The organism is Kitasatospora sp. NPDC059722 (genome assembly GCF_042733235.1).
Lineage (GTDB): Bacteria > Actinomycetota > Actinomycetes > Streptomycetales > Streptomycetaceae > Kitasatospora.
Genome location: NZ_JBHWGD010000055.1, coordinates 1 through 19,538 on the forward strand (window position 1 = coordinate 1; position 19,538 = coordinate 19,538).

Genomic DNA, 19,538 nt, shown 5'->3' on the forward strand with positions numbered 1-19,538 from the left:
GCGCGCCCGCCCGGCGGGGGCGGCGGGGGGGGGGCGCCCGCCCCCCCGCCCGCCCCCCCCACCGGCCTTTTTTTCTCACATCGCCGCCGCCTCGCGGAACTCCCGGTAGGCCGAGTCCGAGGCGGGCAGCAGGCCGGCCCGGACCATCGCCGCGCCGAGCTCCAGCCGCCGCTCGGGGTCGGGGCACTCCAGCCCGCACTGGATGACCTCCGCGACCACCTCCGTCGTCCCGGCCAGGAAGATCGAACCGCTGTCCACCTGGTAGAACCAGGCCTCGTAGCGCGGTACTCCGTCGGCCACCACGTCCCAGAGCTCGCAGAAGTGCAGCACGCCCTCGTCGTCGTCGTTCCCGTCCGCGTCGCCGTCCGCGTCCCCGTCCACGTCCGCGGACAGCCGCCGCTCGGCGGGCAGGTCCTCGCCGTCGTAGAGCCTGCCGCTCAGGGCGACCTGCGCCGCGTGGAGCGGGGTGAGCGAGTCCGCCGACGTGACCGGGCGGCGATTGGTGAAGTCAGCCATGCGCGGGAACCTACCAATCCCCACTGACCACGGCCGGTGCCGACATTTCTCGCCGGCCGGTGGTGGCGGTGGCCATGGTGCACGGGCCGGCCGCCGGACTCGCGCTGCTCTCGGAGCTGGAGGCGGACCGGCGGCCGCCGCGCCACCACCGGCCCTTCGCGGTGCGCGGGCATCTGCTGGAGCTGCTGGAGCTGTTGGGGCAGTCGGCGGAGGCTGCCGCCGCCTACCGCGAGGCCGCGGCCCGTACGGTCAGCGCGCCCGAGCGGCGGTACCTCGCGGAGCGGGCCGGCCGGGTGGCGTCATGACGTCGCCCGGCGGGCCCGGAGCTCGTCGAGCCGGCCGCTGACCTGCTCGTCGCTGTGCAGGTAGGGGGCTCCGGGGCTGTGGCGCAGGTCGATCCCGGCGAGCAGGGCGAGGGCCCGGGCGGCCGACTCGTCGGTGTCGTCCTCGGTCAGGTGCATCTGCTGCACGGCCCACTCGTCCGCCGCCTCCCGGGTGAGACGGCCGTCGAGGACGTTGCTCCTGCACGGTGCCGACCGAAGCGGGCGTACTTCTTCGCTCCGTCCTGGGGCGTCAAGTTCGCGCCGTGTCAGGCGCCTTCGGACGACGAAATGCACCTCACCGACGGCAGGACCGTCACGTGTGAGATCTACCTCGTGCCGGAGAGCGTCCAGCCGCTCTACGTGGGATTCCAAGGGCAGCGGGATGCCTCGAACCCGAGCAACGACACGGGTTCCGCGCCGGAGGTGATCCGGAAGGTGGGCTGACGGTGCCGCCCGGGTGCCCGCCGTGCCGGCTCGCGACCGCCTTGAGCGGGCGTCGAGGCGGGGTTCCCCCGACCGGCGGGCGGCCCCATCATGGGGGCTCCCCAGGAGAGCCCCCCAGGAGGCAGCGATGTCGATTCCATTCCCCGTCCGGATCCAGGCCGCCGTCGTCCGGGGCGCGTTCGCGCTGCCGGAGGGGGTGCGGCGGGCGATCGTGGGGGCGCCGGTCGTGCGGGACGGGCAGACGCTCGCCCTGGACGCGCAGCTGATCCTCAAGCTGCAGCGGCTGTCGAAGGCGGCCCTCGTCCTGCCGGGCGGGGTCGGGCCCTCGCGGACGGCGATGGAGTACGCGCGGTATCTGGTGGGCGGGCCGACGATCGGGCCGGTGGCCGTCCGGGAGGTCGGAATCCCCTCCGGCGGCGGCGAGTTGGCGGCGACGCTGTACAGTCCGGCCGGGCTGGGGGAGCGGTCCGGGCTGCTCGTGTACTTCCACGGCGGCGGCTGGGTGGTGGGCTCCCGGGCGAGCCACGACCACGTCTCGCGGTTCCTGGCCCAGCGGGCCGGGGTGCGGGTGCTGTCGGTGGAGTACCGCCTGGCGCCCGAGCACGCGTACCCGGCGGCGGCCGACGACGCCCTCGCCGCCGTCGACTTCGCCCTCGCCAAGGCGGGCGACCTCGGCGCGGACCCGGCACGGATAGCTGTCGGCGGCGACAGCGCGGGCGGCAACCTCGCCGCCGTCGCCGCGCAGCGGGCCGTGCGCCGGGGCGGGCCCGCGCCCGTCTTCCAGCTGCTGCTGTACCCGGCGACGGACGCGTCCGTCCGGCGGCCGTCCCGGGACCTCTTCGCCGACGGCTTCTTCCTCACCAGCGCCGACATGGACTGGTTCGCGGACCGCTACGCCCCCGAGCCGGTCGACCGCGCCGACCCGGGCGTCTCACCGCTGCGCGCCGCCGACCTCACCGGCCTGCCGCCCGCGTACGTCGGCACGGCCGGCTACGACCCGCTGCGCGACGAGGGCGAGGCGTACGCGGAGGCGCTGCGGGCGGCGGGGGTCGAGGTGGAGCTGAGCCGGCAGCCTGACCTGATCCACGGGTACGCCAACTACATCGGGATCGGGCACCGGTTCCGCGAGGCGACGGCGGAGGCGGCGGAGGCGCTGCGGAAGGCGCTGCGGTAGGGCTTCGGTTCTTTGAGGCGGCCCGCGTTTCTTTGAGACGGCCCGCGTTTCTTTGATCCGGCCCGTCGCGCGGGGGGTTCTCGGCGGCGGGCTCTTATTGTACTGTCCGTCTAATAAGCGGGTCAGCGGGAACCCGCAGGAGCAGGCACCTGGAGGCAGCCATGGCTCTCACCGACCCGGCGGCGCGGCGGAGGAACGACCAGCACACCGTTGCCGACGACGACGTCTCGAAACGGCTGCTGGACTCGGCCGCCATGCTCTCGTACGACCCGTCGACCGAGATCGACTGGGACGCCCCCCTCCCCGACGAGCACTACGGCCTCAATCCGGAGTGGAGCACGCTCTACGGCACCCGCCTCTGGGACGAGATGACCGAGCAGCAGCGCGTGACCCTCACCCGGCACGAGGTCTGCTCGATCATGAACACCGGCATCTGGTTCGAGATGATCCTCCAGCAGATGGTGCTCCGCGATCAGTACCTCAAGAACCCGGCCAGCTCCGAGTTCCAGTTCGCGCTCACCGAGATCGCCGACGAGTGCCGGCACTCGATCATGTTCGCGCGCGCCTGCCAGAAGATGGGCGTGCCCGCGTACCGGCCGAACAAGGTGGTCGCCAACGCCGGCCGCGCCTTCAAATCCCTCGCGAAGGGCGAACTCGCCTACGGCGGCATCCTCGTGGCCGAGGAGGTGCTCGACGTCATGCAGCGCGACTGGATGCGCGGCGAGAACGTCCTCGACATCGTCCGCGGCACCTCCCGCATCCACGTCGTCGAGGAATCCCGGCACATGAAGTTCGCCCGCCAGGAGATCCGCGAACGCATGCGGCACGCCGGCCCCGCCCGGCGGCGCACCTCCGCGACGGGCATCGCCATGGGCGCGTACGTCATCGTCACCAGCATGGTGCACCCCGGGGTGTACAAGGCCACCGGACTCGACGTCGCGCGGGCCCTCGCCGAAGTCCGGGGCAACGAGCACCGCAAGGCCATGATGCGCACCAGCTCCCGGCACCTGATGGCCTTCCTCGCCGAGACCGGGCTCCTCACGCAGCGCTCCGCGGCCATCTACCGGCGCATCGACATGCTCTGACCTCCCCCTCCTCCCCCCCACTCAGTGAGGACCCACCCCCGGCCATGGCCTACGCGATCACCCGCACCTGCTGCAACGACGCCTCCTGCGTGTCCGTCTGCCCGGTCAACTGCATCCACCCGACCCCGGACGAACCGGAGTTCGGCACGACCGACATGCTGTACATCGACCCGGCGGCGTGCATCGACTGCGGCGCGTGCGCGGACGCCTGCCCGGTCGACGCCGTCTTCCCCGTCGACCGGCTCCGCGGGCCCGACACCGTGTACGGCGACCTCAACCGGGACTGGTACCGCGACCACCCCAACGACCACGCGTGGGGCGCGCCCACCTTCCCCCGCAGCCTGCCCGACGGGCTCGGGCCGCTGCGGGTCGCCGTCGTCGGCACCGGGCCCTCCGCCGGGTACACCGCGCAGGAACTGCTGCGCACCACCGGCGCCGAGATCACCATGATCGACCGGCTGCCCGTCGCCGGCGGCCTCCTGCGGCACGGCGTCGCCCCCGACCACCAGTCGACCAAGCGCATCGCCGAGAGCTTCGCCGGCGTCTTCCACGACCCGCGGCTGCGGATGTACCTCAACGTCGAGGCCGGCACGGACCTCACCCACGACGAACTCGCCGCCCACCACCACGCGGTGGTCTACGCCGTCGGCGCGGCGGCCGACCGGCGGCTCGGCATACCCGGCGAGGACCTGCCCGGCAGCCTCCCCGCCACCACCTTCGTGCGCTGGTACAACGCCGAACCGACCGTGCCGGCCGACGCGGTGACGCTGTCTTCGTCCTCGTGCGGTCGGGTCGTCGTGATCGGCAACGGGAACGTCGCCGTCGACATCGCGCGCATCCTGCTCACCGACCCCGACCGGCTCGCCACCACCGACATCGCCGACCACGCGCTCGCCGCCCTGCGCGGCAGCCGGGTGCGGGAGGTCGTCCTGGTCGCGCGGCGCGGGCCGGCGGAGGCGGCGTGGACGCGGTCGGAGTTCCTCGCGCTGCGCCAACTGCCCGGAGTGGAGGTGGTGGTGGACTCGTCCGGGTCCGCCCCCGCGCCTCTGCTGGACGGGCTGCCGCTGGTGCGCTTCGACGGCTCGGCGGAGCCCGAGGGGGCTCGCCGCTTGGTGCTCCGCTTCTTCTCCACCCCCACGGCTCTGACCGGGGACGACGGGGGAGTGACGGGGGTCGCGGTCCGGCGGGCCACGGGGGAGCAGGAGGTGATCCGGGCCGGCCTGGTCGTGCGCTCCATCGGCCACCGGGGCGTCCCGATCCCCGGCCTCCCGTTCGACGAGACGACGGAGACCGTCGCCCACCACGGCGGCCGCGTCGACGGCCTCCCCGGCACCTACGTCGTCGGCTGGGCCAAACGCGGCCCGTCCGGCGGCATCGGCGCCAACCGCGCCTGCGCCCGCGAAACCGTCGACGCCCTCCTCGACGACGCCACCGCCCGCACCCTCCCCACCCCGGCCGCCACCCGCAAGGACCTCGACCACCTCATCCGCTCCCGGCGCCCCGACACGGTGGGCCTGAAGGAACTACGAGCCGTGGACCGCGCCGAACGCACCCGAGGCGAAGCCGAAGGCCGCCCCCGCGTAAAGCTGGCCACCGTCCCAGCCCTCCTCGCCGCCGCCCGCTCCAAGCCCTAACCCCACCTCACCCCACCCGACGTCCTGCACATCGCCGCCCCACCCACCGACCACGCACAGGAAGTCGCCCCGCCCGACTTTTTGCGCATCGCCGCCCCCTTCGTCCACCCGCACGCGGCGCCCGCCGGCGCTGCTCGTCGCACCCCAGCACCCGCGCGAGAAGTCGGCCCGCCTGACTTCCTGAGCATCGCCGCCCCACCCGGCGGCCACACGCAGGAAGTCGGCCAGCTCGACTTCCTGCGCATCGGCGACCCCTTCGTGCACCCGCGCGCGGCGCCCGCCGGTGCTGCTCGTCGCGCCGCAGCGCCCGCGCGGGAAGTCGGCCCGTCCGACCCTGTGCACCACCGTCCCCTGCGTTATTCCGCCCATCGAGCTGCGCACGAGAAGTCGGCCAGCTCGACTTCCTGCGCATTGGCGACCCCTTCGTGCACCCGCACGCGGCGGCCGCCGGCGCTGCTCGTCGCGTTGCAGCGCCTGCGCGAGGAGTCGGCCCGCCCGACTCTTTGCGCATCGGCGTCCACATCGTTCGCTAACGCACCATCTGACGGCGCTACTCTTCGCATGCCAGCACCTACGTGAGAAGTCGGCCCGCCCGACTTCCTATGCAGCGGCGATCCCTGTGCTTTGGGGGTGCACTGAGCCGGATGCCAGGCGTCGGCTGGCCCCGCACGAGAAGTCGGTCTGCTCGACTTCCTGCGCGCTCGCCCGCCGACCGCCTCTTGTGCGAGGCTCGCCGGCTGGCGTTGGCGGAGTCATCCCTCAGGCCGCTGACGAACCAGCGCTAGTGATTCCTTGGCACCCACCGCCCCTCGCGCCGGTCCCGCGCGGGAAGTCGGTCTGCTCGACTTCCTGTACGCAGCTGGCGCCTTCCTCGCCCGCTGGCTTGTACGGGCGGCGCACCCAACCCGCATGGGAAGTCGGTCGACCCGACTTTTGACGCACCAATCCCAACGCCCCAACTCTTGTGCAGCCCGCGCGAGAAGTCGGGCCTGCCGACTTCTCGTGTATTGGCTGCTGGGTGGTGTGCAGGGTGGAGTTTCGAGTGAGTGAGTGGGTGTGTGAGAAGTCGGGTTGGTCGACCTCGTGTGCGGGCTTGAGGTGGATTTCGAGGGTGAGTGTGCAAGAAGTCGGCCACGTCGACTTTCTGTGTGTCGGCTGGTGGGTGGCGTGTGGGGTGGGGTCTCCGAGTGAGTGAGTGGTGCGTGAGAAGTCGGGCTCGCCGACTTTCTGTGCGGGCGTGGCGGCTCCGGTTGGCCCTCGCGTGAGCGCACGGGAAGTCGAGCTCGCCGACTTCCTGTTGCAGGGGTGGCTCGTAGGGCGTTGTAGGGGAGGGCGGTTGGGGGTGGGCGCACAGGAAGTCGGCTGGGTCGACTTTCTGTGCGAAGTGGGGTGGGGATTCGGGGTGAAGGGGTGGTGGGGGCGTGTCTCCGGTGGGGTGGGGGCGTTGGGCGGGGCGTGAGTGATTGTGTTGCATCGATGGGCGAGGAAACGATTCTGCGGGACGCCGCCGGGGTGCCGATCTATGCCGAGTTGGTGCGGCTCTGGTGGGCGGCCGGGCGGGCGGTGCCGGGGGTGGTGGATCCGGTGTGGGAGAGTTTGGCGGCTCCGCCACCGGGGTGGGTGCCGGGCAGTGCCGGGTCGATAAAACCCGGATGATCCACTGTCACCGCACCGCGGTTGGCCCTAGCCTTTGAGGGCTCGCGGGGAGGGGGAGACGGTGGAGCAACTCGGGCCTGCGGATCCGCGACAGGTCGGGCCGTACGCATTGGTCGGACGGCTCGGGGCCGGTGGCATGGGGGCCGTGTACCTGGGCCGGTCGGCCGGTGGGCGGACCGTGGCCGTCAAGGTCGTGCGGCCGGAGCTGGCCGGGGACCCGGGCTTCCGCGCGCGGTTCCGGCAGGAGGTCGCGGCGGCGCGCCGGGTGTCGGGGGCGTTCACCGCGCCCGTCGTCGACGCCGACCCGGAGGCCGTCACCCCCTGGATGGCCACGGCCTTCGTCGTGGGCGTCCCGCTGCAGGACGCGGTGGTGCGGCACGGCCCGTTACCCGAGGGGACGGTCCGCACGCTGGCCGCCGGGCTCGCCGAGGCCTTGCACGAGGTGCACCGCGCCGGGCTGATCCACCGGGACCTCAAGCCCGGCAACGTGCTGCTGGCGCTGGACGGTCCGCACGTCATCGACTTCGGCATCTCGCGCGCCGCCGACGGCACCGGGCTGACGACGACCGGTTCGGTGATCGGTTCGGCGCCGTACATGTCACCGGAGCAGGCACTGGGCGAGCCGCTCGCCCCGGCGAGCGACGTGTTCGCGCTCGGGTCGACGGTCGCGTACGCGGCGCTCGGACGGCACCTGTTCGGCGAGGGTGCCGCTGCGGCCGTGCTGTTCCGCGTGGTCAACACCGAGCCGGACCTGAGCGGTCTGCCGGACGGCCTCCGGTACCTGGTGGGCGCCTGCCTCGCGAAGAACCCGGTGCACCGGCCGGCCCCGCGGCAGCTCGTCGACCTGGTCGAGCGGATCGGCCGTCCCGACACGGCGGGCGGCTGGCTCCCGCAGGCCGTCACGGCGGACGTGCTCGCGGTGCGGGGCGTCCTCACCGCGGCACCCGAGCCATCGGAGAGACCGGAGTCCCCGGAGCCACCGGCATACCCGCCGCCGGCATACCTGCCCCCGGCATACACGCCGCCCCCGTCCGACGCCCCACCCCGCCAACCCCCGCGTCGCCGGCTCCCGCGCCGTCGCGTCCTGCTGGCCATCGGCGGCGGCGTGCTCACCGCAGCGGGCGCGGCCACGACCGTCGCTCTCCTCCGCGAGCAGGACGTCCACGAGCAGGACGTCCGCGACGTCCACGCGCCGCCCGGAGCCGCCGCCACCACGGGCGCCACGACCACCCGCCCCGCCGTCGCCTCCGTCCCCGAGGCGTCCCTCGCCTGGAAGGTGAACCTGCCGTCCGCCTGCCCCCAACTCCTCTCCGCTCCCGGCGTGACGGCCTGCATCGGGCTCGGCCACATCTGGGGCGTGGACGACGCCGGGCACACCAAGTGGACGGCGGACGCCGGCTACGCGATGGGCGGCATGCCCCGGAACTTCTCGGCCCTGGGCGGTGACCGCCTCTACACCGTCGGAATGGCGATGGTCGGAGCCGCGCCGAGGAGCGAGCTGGTGAGCGTGAACCCGGCCGACGGTTCGATCGACTGGCGGCTCCAGCAGGACCACCCGCACGCCGTGGGCGAGCTGCTGTTCGCCGGGGTCCGCGCCGGCCGGGCCTACCTGATCGGCCTCGGCGACGGCGCGGACCGGGGGATCGCGGACACCGGCTTCCACGTGTGGGCGGTGGACCTGGCCGGCCGCCGTACCGCCTGGTTGCACGGCGACCAGGCGCAGCTGCTCGAACTCGCGCTCCTGCCCGGCGACGACCACGCGGCGCTGAGCACCCAGGACACCCTGAAGATGCTGGACGCCAAGGGCGAGGTCGCGTGGGAGCGGAGGATGCCCTCCCTCGGCCTGACCGCCGCGGGCGGCCACTACCTCGTGCCCGACGCCGTCCGGGGCACCCTGACCGCCCTCGACCCGGCCACCGGCAACCCGACGTGGACGACGGACGGCGTCATCGGCGCCTCCCTGCGCGGCGACGGCTTCGCGGCCTCGGCGGACGGCGGCACGGTGCACTGCCTGATGAAGGACGCGGACGGAGGCGTCTCGGTCGCCGCCCTCGACACCGGCAACGGCCGCCCCCGCCACCGCACCCCGCTGCCGCCCGACCCGCCGGACGCCGCGTACCTGGGCGCCCGCCTCCTGCTCGCCGACGGCAACCTCTACCGGATGGGCCCGGACACCGTCCTGTGGGCGCTCGACCCGGCGGACGGCAAACCCCGCTGGAAGTACTCGGGGTTGAAGGGCAAGGACCCGACCACCCTGGCCTGGACGGCCGGCGACGGGCGGCTGTGCGTGTCCGACCCGAGCACGTCCACGGTGACCGCCCTGCACGCGAACGGAGCGTGAGCACGACCGTGCACGACCACCCCGCCCCCGAACCCGCCCCCGCCCCCGAACCCGCCTCCGCCCCCGAACCCGCCCCCGAACCGAACGGAACCCGATGATGCGGCAGCTGGACCCCGCCGACCCGCCCAGGATCGGCCCGTACGCGCTGCTCGGCCGGCTCGGGGCGGGCGGCATGGGCGTCGTGTACCTGGGCCGGTCGGCGGGCGGACGGACGGTCGCCGTCAAGGTGGTGCGACCCGAACTCGCTGGGGACCAGGGCTTCCACGCCCGGTTCCGGCGCGAGGTCGCCGCCGCGCGCGCCGCGTCGTCGGCGTTCACCGCGCCGGTCGTGGACGCCGACCCGGACGGGCCCGTCCCGTGGCTGGCGACCGCCTTCGTGCCGGGCATCGGCCTGGACGAGGCGGTGATGCTGGTCGGGCCGTTCCCCGAGCACGTGCTGCGCATCGTCGCGGCCGGGATCGCCGAGGAGCTGCGCGCCATCCACGCGGCCCGGCTCACCCACCGCGACCTCAAGCCGAGCAACGTCCTGCTGGCGCTGGACGGCCCGCACGTCATCGACTTCGGCATCGCGCGGGCGGCCGACGGCACCGCGCTCACCGCCGAGGGCGCGATCTTCGGCACGCCCGCGTACATGTCCCCGGAGCAGGCGCTGGGCCGGACGGCGGGCCCGGCGAGCGACGTGTTCTCGCTCGGCGCGACGCTGGTGTACGCGGCCTCCGGCGGGCGCGGGCCGTTCGACGGCGGGCACCCGCTGGCGGTGCTGCAGAAGGTGGCGGGCGAGGAGCCCGACCTGTCGGCGGTGCCCGGCGGGCTGCGGCTCCTGATCGCGGCCTGCCTGGCTAAGGAGCCGGCGGACCGTCCGACGCCGGAGCAGGTCGTGGCCGCGCTCGCGCAGGGCGGTGCGGGGGCGGTGGCCCAAGGTCCTTGGCTGCACCCGTCGTTGGTGACGCAGATCGAGCGGGCGGCGGCTGTGCTCGCGCCGTCCGTCCCGCCACCGCCCACGGCGCCGCCCGCGGCGCCCCCGCAGCCCGAGCCCGCTCCCGGGCCGACCGATCAGCCCAGGCCCTCCCGCCGCAAGCTCCTCCTGGGCCTGGCCGGGGGAGCCGTGGCGTTGGCCGGGGGCGGCGCCGCACTGTACTACGCGCTCCCGTCCTCCTCGGACCGGGCCTCCGGCGACGGAGCGAAGCCCTCGACCGCCGCCCCCGGACGCCCCGCCCCCACCGACCTCACCCGCCCGATCGACACCAAGACCGCCGCCACCCCCCTCTGGACCGCCCAACTCGACGAGCCCGCGATCCAGTTGGCCGGTGAGGGCGGCACCGTCCTGGTCGCCGGGATGACCGGCGTCCGCGCCTTCGACCAGTCCGGCCGTCCCCTCTGGGGCCCGCTGTCGAACCAGATGGCCCGTTCGTGGACCGGGCTCGGCTCCGGCGCGTTGGTGGTCGGCGGCGGCAAGGCCTACGCCGGCGGGTTCGTGAGCCTGACCGACCCCCTCAACCTCAACTACGCGATCAAGGCCGTCGACCTCGCCACCGGCACCGTCGCCTGGTCGATCACCCGGAAGGCCGTCGGCCTCACGAACGTCTCGCTCGCGGGCCTGCTCGACGGGGTCCTGTACGTCCACGGGGACGGGACCGTCACCCATGTCGCCCCGCCGGCGCCGCCGCAGTACCAGCAGGCCACCTTCGTCCAGGCGATCGACCCGGCGACGCAGGCGGTCCGCTGGGAGACCACCTACCCCCACACCCAGCCGGTGTACGGGCGGCTCCTGGTGCCGTCCTCCGGCACCCGCGTGCTGTACAACACCGCCACCGCCGACCGCACGATCTCCAAGCTGACCGCGCTCGACACCACCGCCGCCGGGAAGACGGTGTGGGAGCAGCCCGCCCCCGGAGCCGGGACCACGATCACCTCGCTCACCACCCTCCCCGCCTTCTCCGACGGCCCGCACGCTTCGGCCGGCGGCCGGTTCCTGTTCCTCACCGACCACCTCTACGCCCTCGACCCGGAGGGCGGCGCGGTGGCGTGGCAGTCGCCCGGCCGGCCGGTCTTCCAGGCCGCGGCGGCGAGTCCGGACGGCACCGCCGTCTACGCGGCCGCGTCGCAGTTCGAGGGACCGGCGGTGGTCGTGCAGGCCTTCGACGCGAAGAGCGGCGCGGTCCGTTGGTCGGGGTCGCTGCCGATCGGCTCGGTCAACCGGATCGAGGTGTTCTGCGCGGACGGCAACGTGTACGTGTGGGCGCACGGACAGGTGTGGGCGCTCGACCCGGACACCGGCGACGCCCGGTGGAGTTTCGACTTCACGCCGAGCACCGAGACGACCGCCCTGGTGCCGTTCTGGGCGGGCGGCGGAAGGGTCTACGGGCCGACGGACAAGGGCCTGGTCGCGCTCGCGGCGGACGGGAAGGCGGCGCGGAGCTGAGCGGCGGAGGCGCTGGTCCGTCGACCCGTCAGTCCGCCAGCGCCCCCTCCGTCGGCGCCCCGTCGGCGAACGGCTCGGGCCGGACCGCTCCGCCGATCTCCTCGCCGTAGAACTGCCGCGCCCAGCGCCGGAGCAGCCCGATCGAGCGTTCCCCGGGGACCAGGCGCGGCTGCGCCAGGTAGCGCTTGTGGGCGAGCACCGGGCGGTCCTGCTTGACGACGCGCACGGTGCCCCGCAGCGCCACCCACGCCGCCGCCCGGTCCGCCGCCCGGTCCGCCGCCGAGGCGAGCACCCCCGGCGCCCCCGGCACCCCGGGCACCCTCGGCACCCCCGGTGCCGGCCGGCCGACCGCCACGGCGATCAGCACCGCCGTCCGCCACGGCGCGACCGGCGTGGACAGCACCCACACCCGCAGCCGGCGGCCCAGTCCCGGCAGTTCCGCCACCACCTGGATCGAGCCGAGCCCGGCCAGCGTGACCGGCTGCTCCAGGCTGACCGCGCCGAGGCCCAGGAAGCGGGTGGTCGTGCGCTGGTGGACGGTGAACAGCGGGCCGGCGATCTCCGGCGGGGCGGTCTCCCGGGTGTCCAGGCCGTGCAGGACGGCGGTGTGCCGGAAGTCGACGCTGTTCTCCGCCACTTCCTGCGGGTGCGACAGCACCTCCCCGCGCCACCACGCGAGCGGCACCGCCCCGACCGGCGGTGGGAGTTCCCACGTGGGCGGTTCGTCGGCGATCCCCCGCCAGACGTACAGGATGCCGTCCCGCTCGGCGAGGTGGTTGTGCGTCAGGCCCGCCCGCAGCCGGGTGCCGTCCGGCGCGCCCGTGCACGAGCCGTCCGGCCCGAACGCGAAGCCGTGGAACGGGCAGACCAGGTCCTCGCCCCGGACGGTCCCGCCCGCCCCGAAGTGCGCGCCCAGGTGCGGGCAGTGCGGGCCCACCGCGCGCAGCGTGCCGCGCCGGGTGCGGTACAGCACCACGTCCTCGCCCATCAGGCGGGCCGTCCGCACCCGGCCGGGCGGGACGTCCCGGGCGAGGCCGACGCAGAACCAGCCGCTCGGGTACGGCAGTGGGGCGGCGTTCGTCATGCGGTTCACCTCGGGGGCTCGGCGGCGGAAGCGGGGGAGAGCGGCTTGACGGCATTCGGCTTGACGGCGGTGTGGACGTACCAGGCGACGTATGCCCGCACGGCGTACATCTCCACCGTGGAACGGAGGTTGAGCCAGCGCGCCGGATCGCCGAACCGGCGCAGCACCGCCCACGGAAGCCGGAAGTACGCGTACACGGCCTCCGTCGTCGGCGTGTAGTACGGCGTCGCGTCCAGCGCCTCCTCGACCTGGAACCCTGCCTCGGCGAGCAGGAGCGGGAGGTTGCGGGCGTGGTAGACCTTGGCGCCCGTCATCACCATCGCGTCCAGGTAGGGTTCGAGCAACGCCCGTGCGTCCGGCGCCATTTCGTCCAGCGGGACGGTGCTCATCGGACCGAGCAGCACCAGCCGCCCGCCCGGGCGCAGCACCCGGTGGAGCTCGGCGAGGGCGCGCGGCGGGTCGTAGGAGTGGACGAGCGTCTCCATCGAGTACGCGCCGTCGAACGTGCCGTCGCGGAACGGGAGTCGGTGGTAGTCGCCGCACGAGAAGGTGGTGCGGTCGGACAGTCCCGCGCGGGCGCTCAGCCGGTTCGCCTCGTCGACGTGGAAGTCCAGCAGGTCGACGCCGGTGACCGCGAGCCCGAACCGCACCGCCATCGCCCGCGCCACCACGCCCGCCCCGGCGCCCGCGTCCAGCACCTCGGCGCCCGGCGGGAGCGCGAGCCTGCGGCCGAGCACGTCCTCCAGCTGCCGCTGCGCCCGCCACAGGCGCCACTTCGACTGCCCGGGCTCGGTCCACCCCCAGTGCCGGGCGTTGCGCGCCACCCGGCTGTAGAACAGCCGGCTGCCCGTACGCCCGTAGACCCGGCGCAACCCGGCGAGATCGGGTTCCTGAGCGATCATGCAGACAAGCTAGCCCCGCACGTGAGGCGCGGACTCGCGCGCCACGCGCGGGGCTCGTTCGTTCGAAGTCGTGCGAATTCGTGCGAAGTCGTTGCGACGAGATGATCAGCTGACCATCGTCTTCCGCAGCCACGCCGTGATGAGCTCCATCGCCTCGCCCATCTTCGAGATCGCGCAGTGCCCGGTGTCCGGAAGCAGGTGCACCTCGGTGGCGCAGTGCCCGGTGAAGACCAGGGTGTCGTGCTGCGGGACGTGCAGGGAAGGCCCGGGGCGGCCATGAGGTGGACTGACGTCGGCCGTGCCGCCCGGCGCCGAGACCGGCGGGCGGGCCTCGGTCGTGCCGGCCGGCGCCGCGACCGGCAGGCCGCCTCGGCAGGGCTCCACCCGGCGGGGGTGGGGAAGACGCCCGGAAGGTGGGACGCGCGGAGCCGGTCCAGCCCCGGGCTCCGCAACCCGCGGGCCCGCCCTGCGTTGAACCGGCCATGAACAACTACGCTGCACCGCTTGATGCTTGGCAAGGAATCTCATGGAAAGCCGACACCCGCCCGTCGGCCAATCGGCATGTCCTTCCGGTGCTCCACGCCGTACCGCTCGGTGACCGTTGGCTCGTGCAGGTCGACGCGATCGCCCTGGCCGCCTTGGCGGCCATGCCGGACGCGGCGATCGCGTTGCGCAGCAGGCGCGGCTACCTGCCGGAGAGCCCCGGGAACCAGGCGCTCGCCGAGATGCTCCGCCGGCGTCCGCAGGACTTCGGCCTCGTCGGCGGACCGATCGTCCTCGGAGCGGAGAGCCTCCAGTGGGAGGCCGACCGGGTGCGCGGGGGCGGCCGGCTCTGGGTTTCGGGGCTGGAGTGCTACGACGGGTTCCAGCGGCTGGTGATTATGGCCCACGTCGCCCGCGAGTTGCCGCCGCCGGAACTGGTCAAGGCCGTGCTGTGGGTGGTCGTGGTCACCGGTGAGGACCGCCGGCGGACCCGGGACCTGTGCGACACGGCGGACCGGTGCGTCAGTCCGGCCGTTCCGCAGGACAATCTGGGCAGTTGCCCGCACCTCCGGGCCGTGCGGGAGGAATTTGCGGCAGAGGGAAGCTACTTCGACACCCGCCGGGGTGTCGTGTCCGGGCCGCACCCGGTGGGCTTCACGATCGCGGACGTGTTCAGGTCCCTGGCGGCGCTCTCCCGCGGGTCGAGCCCCCGGCTGAGCAATCGGCTGCAGACCGACGAGGGCCTGGACGCGCTCTGGTCGGACCTCGGCAGCGACGCCTACCGGAGCATCGTGCACGAGGACGTGCACGCGATCAGCGTCCAACGGGCCGTCGAGGCGCGGAGGGAGGCGCAGAAAGCGCTCGCGCGGCTCCGGAAGCGCCACAGCACGGGCCACTACAAGCTGCTCGAGTACGCGCCCGAACTGGTGATCTGGGGCGCCTGCCGGATGCTGCCGCGCGCAACGCTGCACGACGGGGGGCGGAACTCGCCGCGCTGGACGGAGATTATCCACGGTCAGCTCCCGGCCGAAACGGAGCGCGTGGCCCACCTGCTGGTGGCGTCCTACGAGCGGCGGCGGGGTGCGAAGCACATGTTCAAGAACGTGGCGCCGAGGCTCGACCTGTGGCTGGAACTGGTGGACGACGTGTTCGGCTGCGGTTAGGGGACCGGCTCTCCGGGGGCGGGACGGGCTTCGGGGGCGGGACGGGCTTCGGGGGCGGGACGGGCTTCGGGGCCGCTGCGGCGCGCGGCGGCCGGTCGCGTCGGCACCGTGTCCCCCGACACCGTGACCGACGTGACCGGCATACCCCCCGGGGTGCCCGCCGGCTCGTGCCCCCCGGCACGGTGCCCGGCACCCCCACTGCGGCCGGCGCCACCCCCTGTCGGGCGCCGGCCCACGGCCGTCGGTCCGAACCCGGCGACGGCCGTCGGCACCGGGCCGCCCGCACCACCGGACAGCCCGCCGCGGCCGCGACGTCCCCCGTCGTGGGCCGCGCCCCCGAGCGCGTTCCGGTGGCACCGCACACCTCGGCGCCACGGAGATCGTGACAGTGCGGAGGCCCTCCGCACATTGCCAGGACCCGGCAATCTTGACGCCCCTTTGACACCCGGAAACGCGCGTGCGCCCAAGCGCGCCCGCCCGCCCGCGTGCATGCCCGCCCGCCGGCTGGCGTCGCTACAGCGGCTGCTCCGGCCAGTTCAGGAGCCGGGCCCCCATGGCCGCCGTCTCCAGCGTGAAGCGCTGGAGGGCGTCGGACGGGTCGTAGCCGGTCAGGGCCTTGATCCGCTCCAGGCGGTAGCCCAGGGTCCGGACGCTCAGGCCCAGGCGGCGGGCGGCCTCCGCGTTGACGTAGGCCGTCTCCGACTGGACCACGATCGTGTCCAGCAGCGGGCGGGCCCCGCCCCTCGCCTCCGTCAGCGGGCCCAGGACCGTCCGTACGAGGTCCGCCATGGCCGCGCGGTCGCGCATCAGCACCGGGAAGACGAGCAGCTCCTCCGCCTTCAACTGCCGTGCGGGGAGGGCGAGCCGCTCCGCGTAGTCGAGTGCCCCCAGCGCCTCCTCGTAGCTGCGCAGCACCCCGCTCGCGCCCGAGTGGCGGCGGCCCGTCGCCACCCGCCGGACCGGGCGGTAGCCGGTGCCGGGGCGCAGGGCCAGTTCGGTGAACGCCTCCAGCACCACGCGTTCGCTGTCCGGGGCGATGCACACCAGCCGACCGTCCTTGCCGGTCAGCAGGACACCCCGTTCGCCGAAGCGCCCGACCAGTTCCCGTTCGACCCGGCTCACCAGGTGGTGCACGTGGTGCGCGTCCGCCGCGGGCCCGTCGACGGCGGCCACCGCGACGGCGTAGGCGCTCGCGAGCCGCAGGCCGAAGCGGTCGGCGCGTTCGGCGAGGGCGCCGAGGTCGGTGCGGCCGTGCAGCAGGTCGTCGATGAACTCCCGCCGTGCGGACTCCTCCTGGCGCACCGCCATGCGCTGGGCGCGTTCGTGGCCCTCGCCGAGGGCGGCGAGGGCGGCCTCGGTCGCGGCGAGGACGGCGTCGCCGGTGCGGCGCAGGTCGCCGACGCCGCTCGCGGCGGTGACGTCCGGCAGGGTGTGCCAGGCCCGGCGGGTGGCGGCCAGGCCGTGGGCGACCACCTCGCGCAGGCCGTAGCCGGCTTCGGCGCAGTGCTCGCCGAGGGTGCGCAGGTGCTCCAGTTCGGCGCGGTGCGGGAGCCGGCCGGTGCGGGCGACCTGGGCGAGCAAGTCCGTGCAGGCGGTGGCCAGTTCGGCGGGTATGCCGGGGCCGGGTCCGGGTTCGTTCCCCGCCGTCATCGTGTTCCGCCCCGCTCTTCGTTCGCGCCGCTACCGGCGCGGAACCCTAGCAGGACCGCTACGGGCTGTCCGGTCCAGGCCTGCCCGCCGCCGAGTCGCCGGGCCCAGGCCCGTCCGTCCCAGGCCCGCCCGCCGCCGAGTCGCCAGGCCCAGGCCCACCCGTCCCAGGCCTGCCCGCCGCCGAGTCGCCCGGCTCCGCTCCCAGCGGCTCGCGGAAGTGCAGGACGAAGCGCGCGCTGCTGCCGTCGATCCGCCGCCGCACGTACAGCGCCGGGGCGCCGTCCGGGGTGCAGCTGACGCCCTCGCGCACGAGCAGTGGCGTGCCCGCCGGGACGCCGAGGAGTTCGGCGTCGGCGAGGTCGGCGCCGATCGCGCCGAACGCCCGCCAGTCGTACTCCAGCTCGACCCCGGCGGCGCGGGCGAGGTCGAGCACCAGGTTGCCGGGCCGGCCGGGCCGGACGAGCTCCGCGGACAGCGGCCCGAACGGCACCCAGTAGCTGCACGCCGCCCGGGCCCGCCCGCCGAGGCGGATCACCGTGTCGACGCGGGACAGCTCGCCCGGCCCGCGGCCCAGCTGCCGGGCGGCCTCCTCGTCCTCCGCCGAGCCGGCCACCGGCCGCGCGCCCAGCACGAACTCGCCGTCCCCGCCCTCCGGGGCGCCCGGCAGCGCGCTGTGCACGCTCCCGAGGTCGAACCGCTGGCTGCGCGGGTCCACCGTGATCGAGACGCGCACCGCCGGCGGCCGGACGAACGTGCCGACCCCGCGCCGGATCTCGACGACGGCCGCGCGCTCCAGCTCCGCCACCGCCTGCCGGACGGTGAGCCGGTTCACACCGAACTCGGCGCTCAGCTCCGGTTCGCTGGGCAGCCGGGCGCCCGCCGGGTACGCGCCGGCGTCGATCCGCTCCTGGAGCTGTCGCGCCAGGCGGCGGTAGAGGGGGGTGCTGGGAGGGTTGGTCGCCACGGGCACGATCCTACGAAGCTCCCGGCCCGACGATTCCCGTCCGGCGCGGGCCCCGGCTCGACGCGGGCCCCGGCTCGACGATCCGGCCCCGGAGCGGTGCCATGGAAGGTAGCCCCGGGGCACGGCGGCTTGCCCGCGACCCCTCGGAGCGGTTAGACATCTGGACGACACATCTAGATGTCTAGATGTCCTCTCGAAAGGCATAGGCCGCGCATGTCCCTGGTCAACTTCCGCGACTCCGCCGTCCTCGGCGACCCCGAGGGCCTGCGGGTGCGCCCCGGTGTGCTCTACCGCTCCGCCCAGCCGTTCCCGGCCGCCGACGCCGCCACCGTCGAGCAGCTGCGGGCCTGCGACATCCGCACCATCGTCGACCTGCGCGACGGCTCCGAGACCGACCCGGCCGACTGGGCCGCCGCCGAGTCCGCCGGGATAGCCGTCGTCGCGGCCCCGGTGAACCCGGCCACCGACGGCCTCGCCGAGCGCTTGCGCACCATGACCACCGCCGCCGACCTCGGCGACTTCTACGTGCTGATGGCCGAGTCCGCCCCGGCCGCCGTCGCCGCCGCCGTCGAGGCCGCGGCCCGTCCGGGCGCCGTCCTGCTGCACTGCGCGGCCGGCAAGGACCGCACCGGGCTGCTCACCGCGCTGCTGCTCGACCTGCTGGGCGTCCCGGCCGAGCTCATCGTCGCCGACTACGTCCGCACCGCCGACGCGCTGCCGCAGATCTTCGCCGGTCTCGCCGACCGCCACCGCACCGCCCTCAACGAGCGGCCCGACCTGCACATCCCGGCCCCGCTGCTGCAGGCCCCGGCCGAGGCGATGGCCGTGTTCCTCGACCTGGTCCGCACCCGCCACGGCGGCGCCGCCGCCTTCCTCCCGGCCTGCGGCGTGAGCGCGGAGACGCTGGCCGCGTTCCGCGCCAAGGCCTCCGCCGATGCCTCCGCCGATCCCGCCGATCCCGCCAAGGCCTCCGCCGATGCCGCCGCCCATCCCGCCGCCGATGCCGCCGTCAGTGCCGGCGTCGTGGAGCCCGCCGCAGGCTGAGGCCCGGGAGCCGCAAATCCCGTTGCCGCCGCCCGCCCCTCCTGGCAACGTGCGTCGGCATGACCGCGCTGTACGGGATCCGGGCCGACCACGACGAGCGGACGATCGTCCTCTACCAGGCGTACGCCCCCGCCGTCGCCGACCCGGCGCTCGCGGCGGGCCGGTTCGTGGCGCCGTTCTCGTTCCGGCGGATGACCTGGATCAAGCCGTCGTTCCGCTGGCTCATGCACCGCAGCAACTGGGCCCGCAAGCCCGGCCAGACGCGGGTGCTGGCGGTCCGGATCACTCGCGAGGGCTGGGAGGAGGCCCTGGCCCGGGCGGTCCTGACGACGGCGCACCCGGACGAGGTCGCGGGTGCGGCCGTGCACGTCCAATGGGACCCGGAGCGGACGCTGCGCGGGGGAGCGCTCAACCACTACAGCATCCAGGTGGGGGTGGGCCGTTCGCTGATCCGGACGTTCGCCGACGAGTGGGTGGTCGGCCTCACGGACCTCACGCCGCGGGTGCACCGGATCGCCGACCTGGTCCGGGCCGGCCGGGCGGCACAGGCCGAGCGCCTGCTGCCGCCCGAGCGCCCGTACCCGCTGCCGGCCGCGATCGCCCGCCGCCTGGGAGCGGACTGACCTCCGCGGGTCCCGCCGCCCCGGCCCGTC

At 74.5% G+C, this 19,538-nt stretch carries 17 protein-coding genes; 9 read left to right on the forward strand and 8 right to left on the reverse strand.

The genetic code is table 11. From position 1 onward, the window contains the following. Window positions 1–75: 75 nt before the first annotated feature. On the reverse strand, window positions 76–516 hold the full coding sequence (locus ACFV4F_RS29235) for a hypothetical protein (RefSeq protein WP_380506860.1): 441 nt from the start codon (window positions 514–516) through the stop codon (window positions 76–78). Between the two features lie 74 nt (window positions 517–590). Between ACFV4F_RS29235 and ACFV4F_RS29240 the strand changes: the two genes are divergently transcribed. Continuing rightward, window positions 591–821 (forward strand): hypothetical protein, encoded by a 231-nt coding sequence (locus ACFV4F_RS29240; protein ID WP_380506862.1) that lies wholly within the window; start codon window positions 591–593, stop codon window positions 819–821. Here ACFV4F_RS29240 and ACFV4F_RS29245 read toward each other — a convergent pair. Next, on the reverse strand, window positions 816–986 hold the full coding sequence (locus tag ACFV4F_RS29245) for a hypothetical protein (RefSeq protein ID WP_380506865.1): 171 nt from the start codon (window positions 984–986) through the stop codon (window positions 816–818). The genes ACFV4F_RS29240 and ACFV4F_RS29245 overlap by 6 nt on opposite strands. A 424-nt stretch (window positions 987–1,410) precedes the next feature. On the opposite strand from ACFV4F_RS29245, the gene ACFV4F_RS29250 reads away from it, so the two are divergent. From ACFV4F_RS29250 to ACFV4F_RS29260, 3 genes are all read left to right on the forward strand, one after another. Further along, complete coding sequence (locus ACFV4F_RS29250) at window positions 1,411–2,457, forward strand: alpha/beta hydrolase (protein ID WP_380506868.1); 1,047 nt, start codon at window positions 1,411–1,413, stop codon at window positions 2,455–2,457. Between the two features lie 161 nt (window positions 2,458–2,618). Further along, window positions 2,619–3,542, forward strand: coding sequence for a diiron oxygenase (locus ACFV4F_RS29255; RefSeq protein ID WP_380441915.1), 924 nt, complete (start codon window positions 2,619–2,621; stop codon window positions 3,540–3,542). Window positions 3,543–3,586: 44 nt separating this feature from the next. Further along, the gene (locus ACFV4F_RS29260) at window positions 3,587–5,176 is read left to right on the forward strand and encodes an FAD-dependent oxidoreductase (RefSeq protein WP_380506870.1); all 1,590 of its coding nucleotides are present in this window, start codon (window positions 3,587–3,589) and stop codon (window positions 5,174–5,176) included. A 1,520-nt stretch (window positions 5,177–6,696) separates the two neighbouring features. Here the strand turns inward: ACFV4F_RS29260 and ACFV4F_RS29265 are convergent. Continuing rightward, entirely contained in the window at window positions 6,697–6,843 is a 147-nt protein-coding gene (locus ACFV4F_RS29265) for a hypothetical protein (protein ID WP_380506873.1), read from the reverse strand. Window positions 6,844–6,893: 50 nt separating this feature from the next. Here ACFV4F_RS29265 and ACFV4F_RS29270 point away from each other — a divergent pair, with 50 nt between their 5' ends. Then, the gene (locus ACFV4F_RS29270; protein ID WP_380506876.1) at window positions 6,894–9,173 is read left to right on the forward strand and encodes a PQQ-binding-like beta-propeller repeat protein; all 2,280 of its coding nucleotides are present in this window, start codon (window positions 6,894–6,896) and stop codon (window positions 9,171–9,173) included. 94 nt (window positions 9,174–9,267) lie between these two features. Further along, window positions 9,268–11,595 (forward strand): PQQ-binding-like beta-propeller repeat protein, encoded by a 2,328-nt coding sequence (locus ACFV4F_RS29275; RefSeq protein WP_380506879.1) that lies wholly within the window; start codon window positions 9,268–9,270, stop codon window positions 11,593–11,595. A 28-nt stretch (window positions 11,596–11,623) separates the two neighbouring features. On the opposite strand, the gene ACFV4F_RS29280 is transcribed toward ACFV4F_RS29275, so the two are convergent. The 3 genes from ACFV4F_RS29280 to ACFV4F_RS29290 form a co-directional block, all read right to left on the reverse strand. Further along, the gene (locus ACFV4F_RS29280) at window positions 11,624–12,679 is read right to left on the reverse strand and encodes a Rieske 2Fe-2S domain-containing protein (RefSeq protein ID WP_380506882.1); all 1,056 of its coding nucleotides are present in this window, start codon (window positions 12,677–12,679) and stop codon (window positions 11,624–11,626) included. A 5-nt stretch (window positions 12,680–12,684) separates the two neighbouring features. Continuing rightward, entirely contained in the window at window positions 12,685–13,581 is an 897-nt protein-coding gene (locus ACFV4F_RS29285; protein ID WP_380506885.1) for a methyltransferase domain-containing protein, read from the reverse strand. Window positions 13,582–13,686: 105 nt separating this feature from the next. Beyond that, on the reverse strand, window positions 13,687–13,965 hold the full coding sequence (locus tag ACFV4F_RS29290; protein WP_380506888.1) for a hypothetical protein: 279 nt from the start codon (window positions 13,963–13,965) through the stop codon (window positions 13,687–13,689). 98 nt (window positions 13,966–14,063) lie between these two features. On the opposite strand from ACFV4F_RS29290, the gene ACFV4F_RS29295 reads away from it, so the two are divergent. Beyond that, entirely contained in the window at window positions 14,064–15,227 is a 1,164-nt protein-coding gene (locus tag ACFV4F_RS29295) for a hypothetical protein (RefSeq protein WP_380506891.1), read from the forward strand. 513 nt (window positions 15,228–15,740) lie between these two features. On the opposite strand, the gene ACFV4F_RS29300 is transcribed toward ACFV4F_RS29295, so the two are convergent. Next, a complete protein-coding gene (locus tag ACFV4F_RS29300) occupies window positions 15,741–16,877 on the reverse strand; it encodes a PucR family transcriptional regulator (protein ID WP_380506894.1) in 1,137 nt (378 codons plus the stop codon). 58 nt (window positions 16,878–16,935) lie between these two features. Beyond that, a complete protein-coding gene (locus tag ACFV4F_RS29305) occupies window positions 16,936–17,841 on the reverse strand; it encodes a GntR family transcriptional regulator (RefSeq protein WP_380506897.1) in 906 nt (301 codons plus the stop codon). Window positions 17,842–18,054: 213 nt separating this feature from the next. Here ACFV4F_RS29305 and ACFV4F_RS29310 point away from each other — a divergent pair, with 213 nt between their 5' ends. Continuing rightward, entirely contained in the window at window positions 18,055–18,885 is an 831-nt protein-coding gene (locus ACFV4F_RS29310; RefSeq protein WP_380506900.1) for a tyrosine-protein phosphatase, read from the forward strand. A 59-nt stretch (window positions 18,886–18,944) separates the two neighbouring features. Continuing rightward, window positions 18,945–19,508, forward strand: coding sequence for a DUF4291 domain-containing protein (locus ACFV4F_RS29315; protein WP_380496601.1), 564 nt, complete (start codon window positions 18,945–18,947; stop codon window positions 19,506–19,508). The last annotated feature ends 30 nt before the right edge of the window (window positions 19,509–19,538 follow it).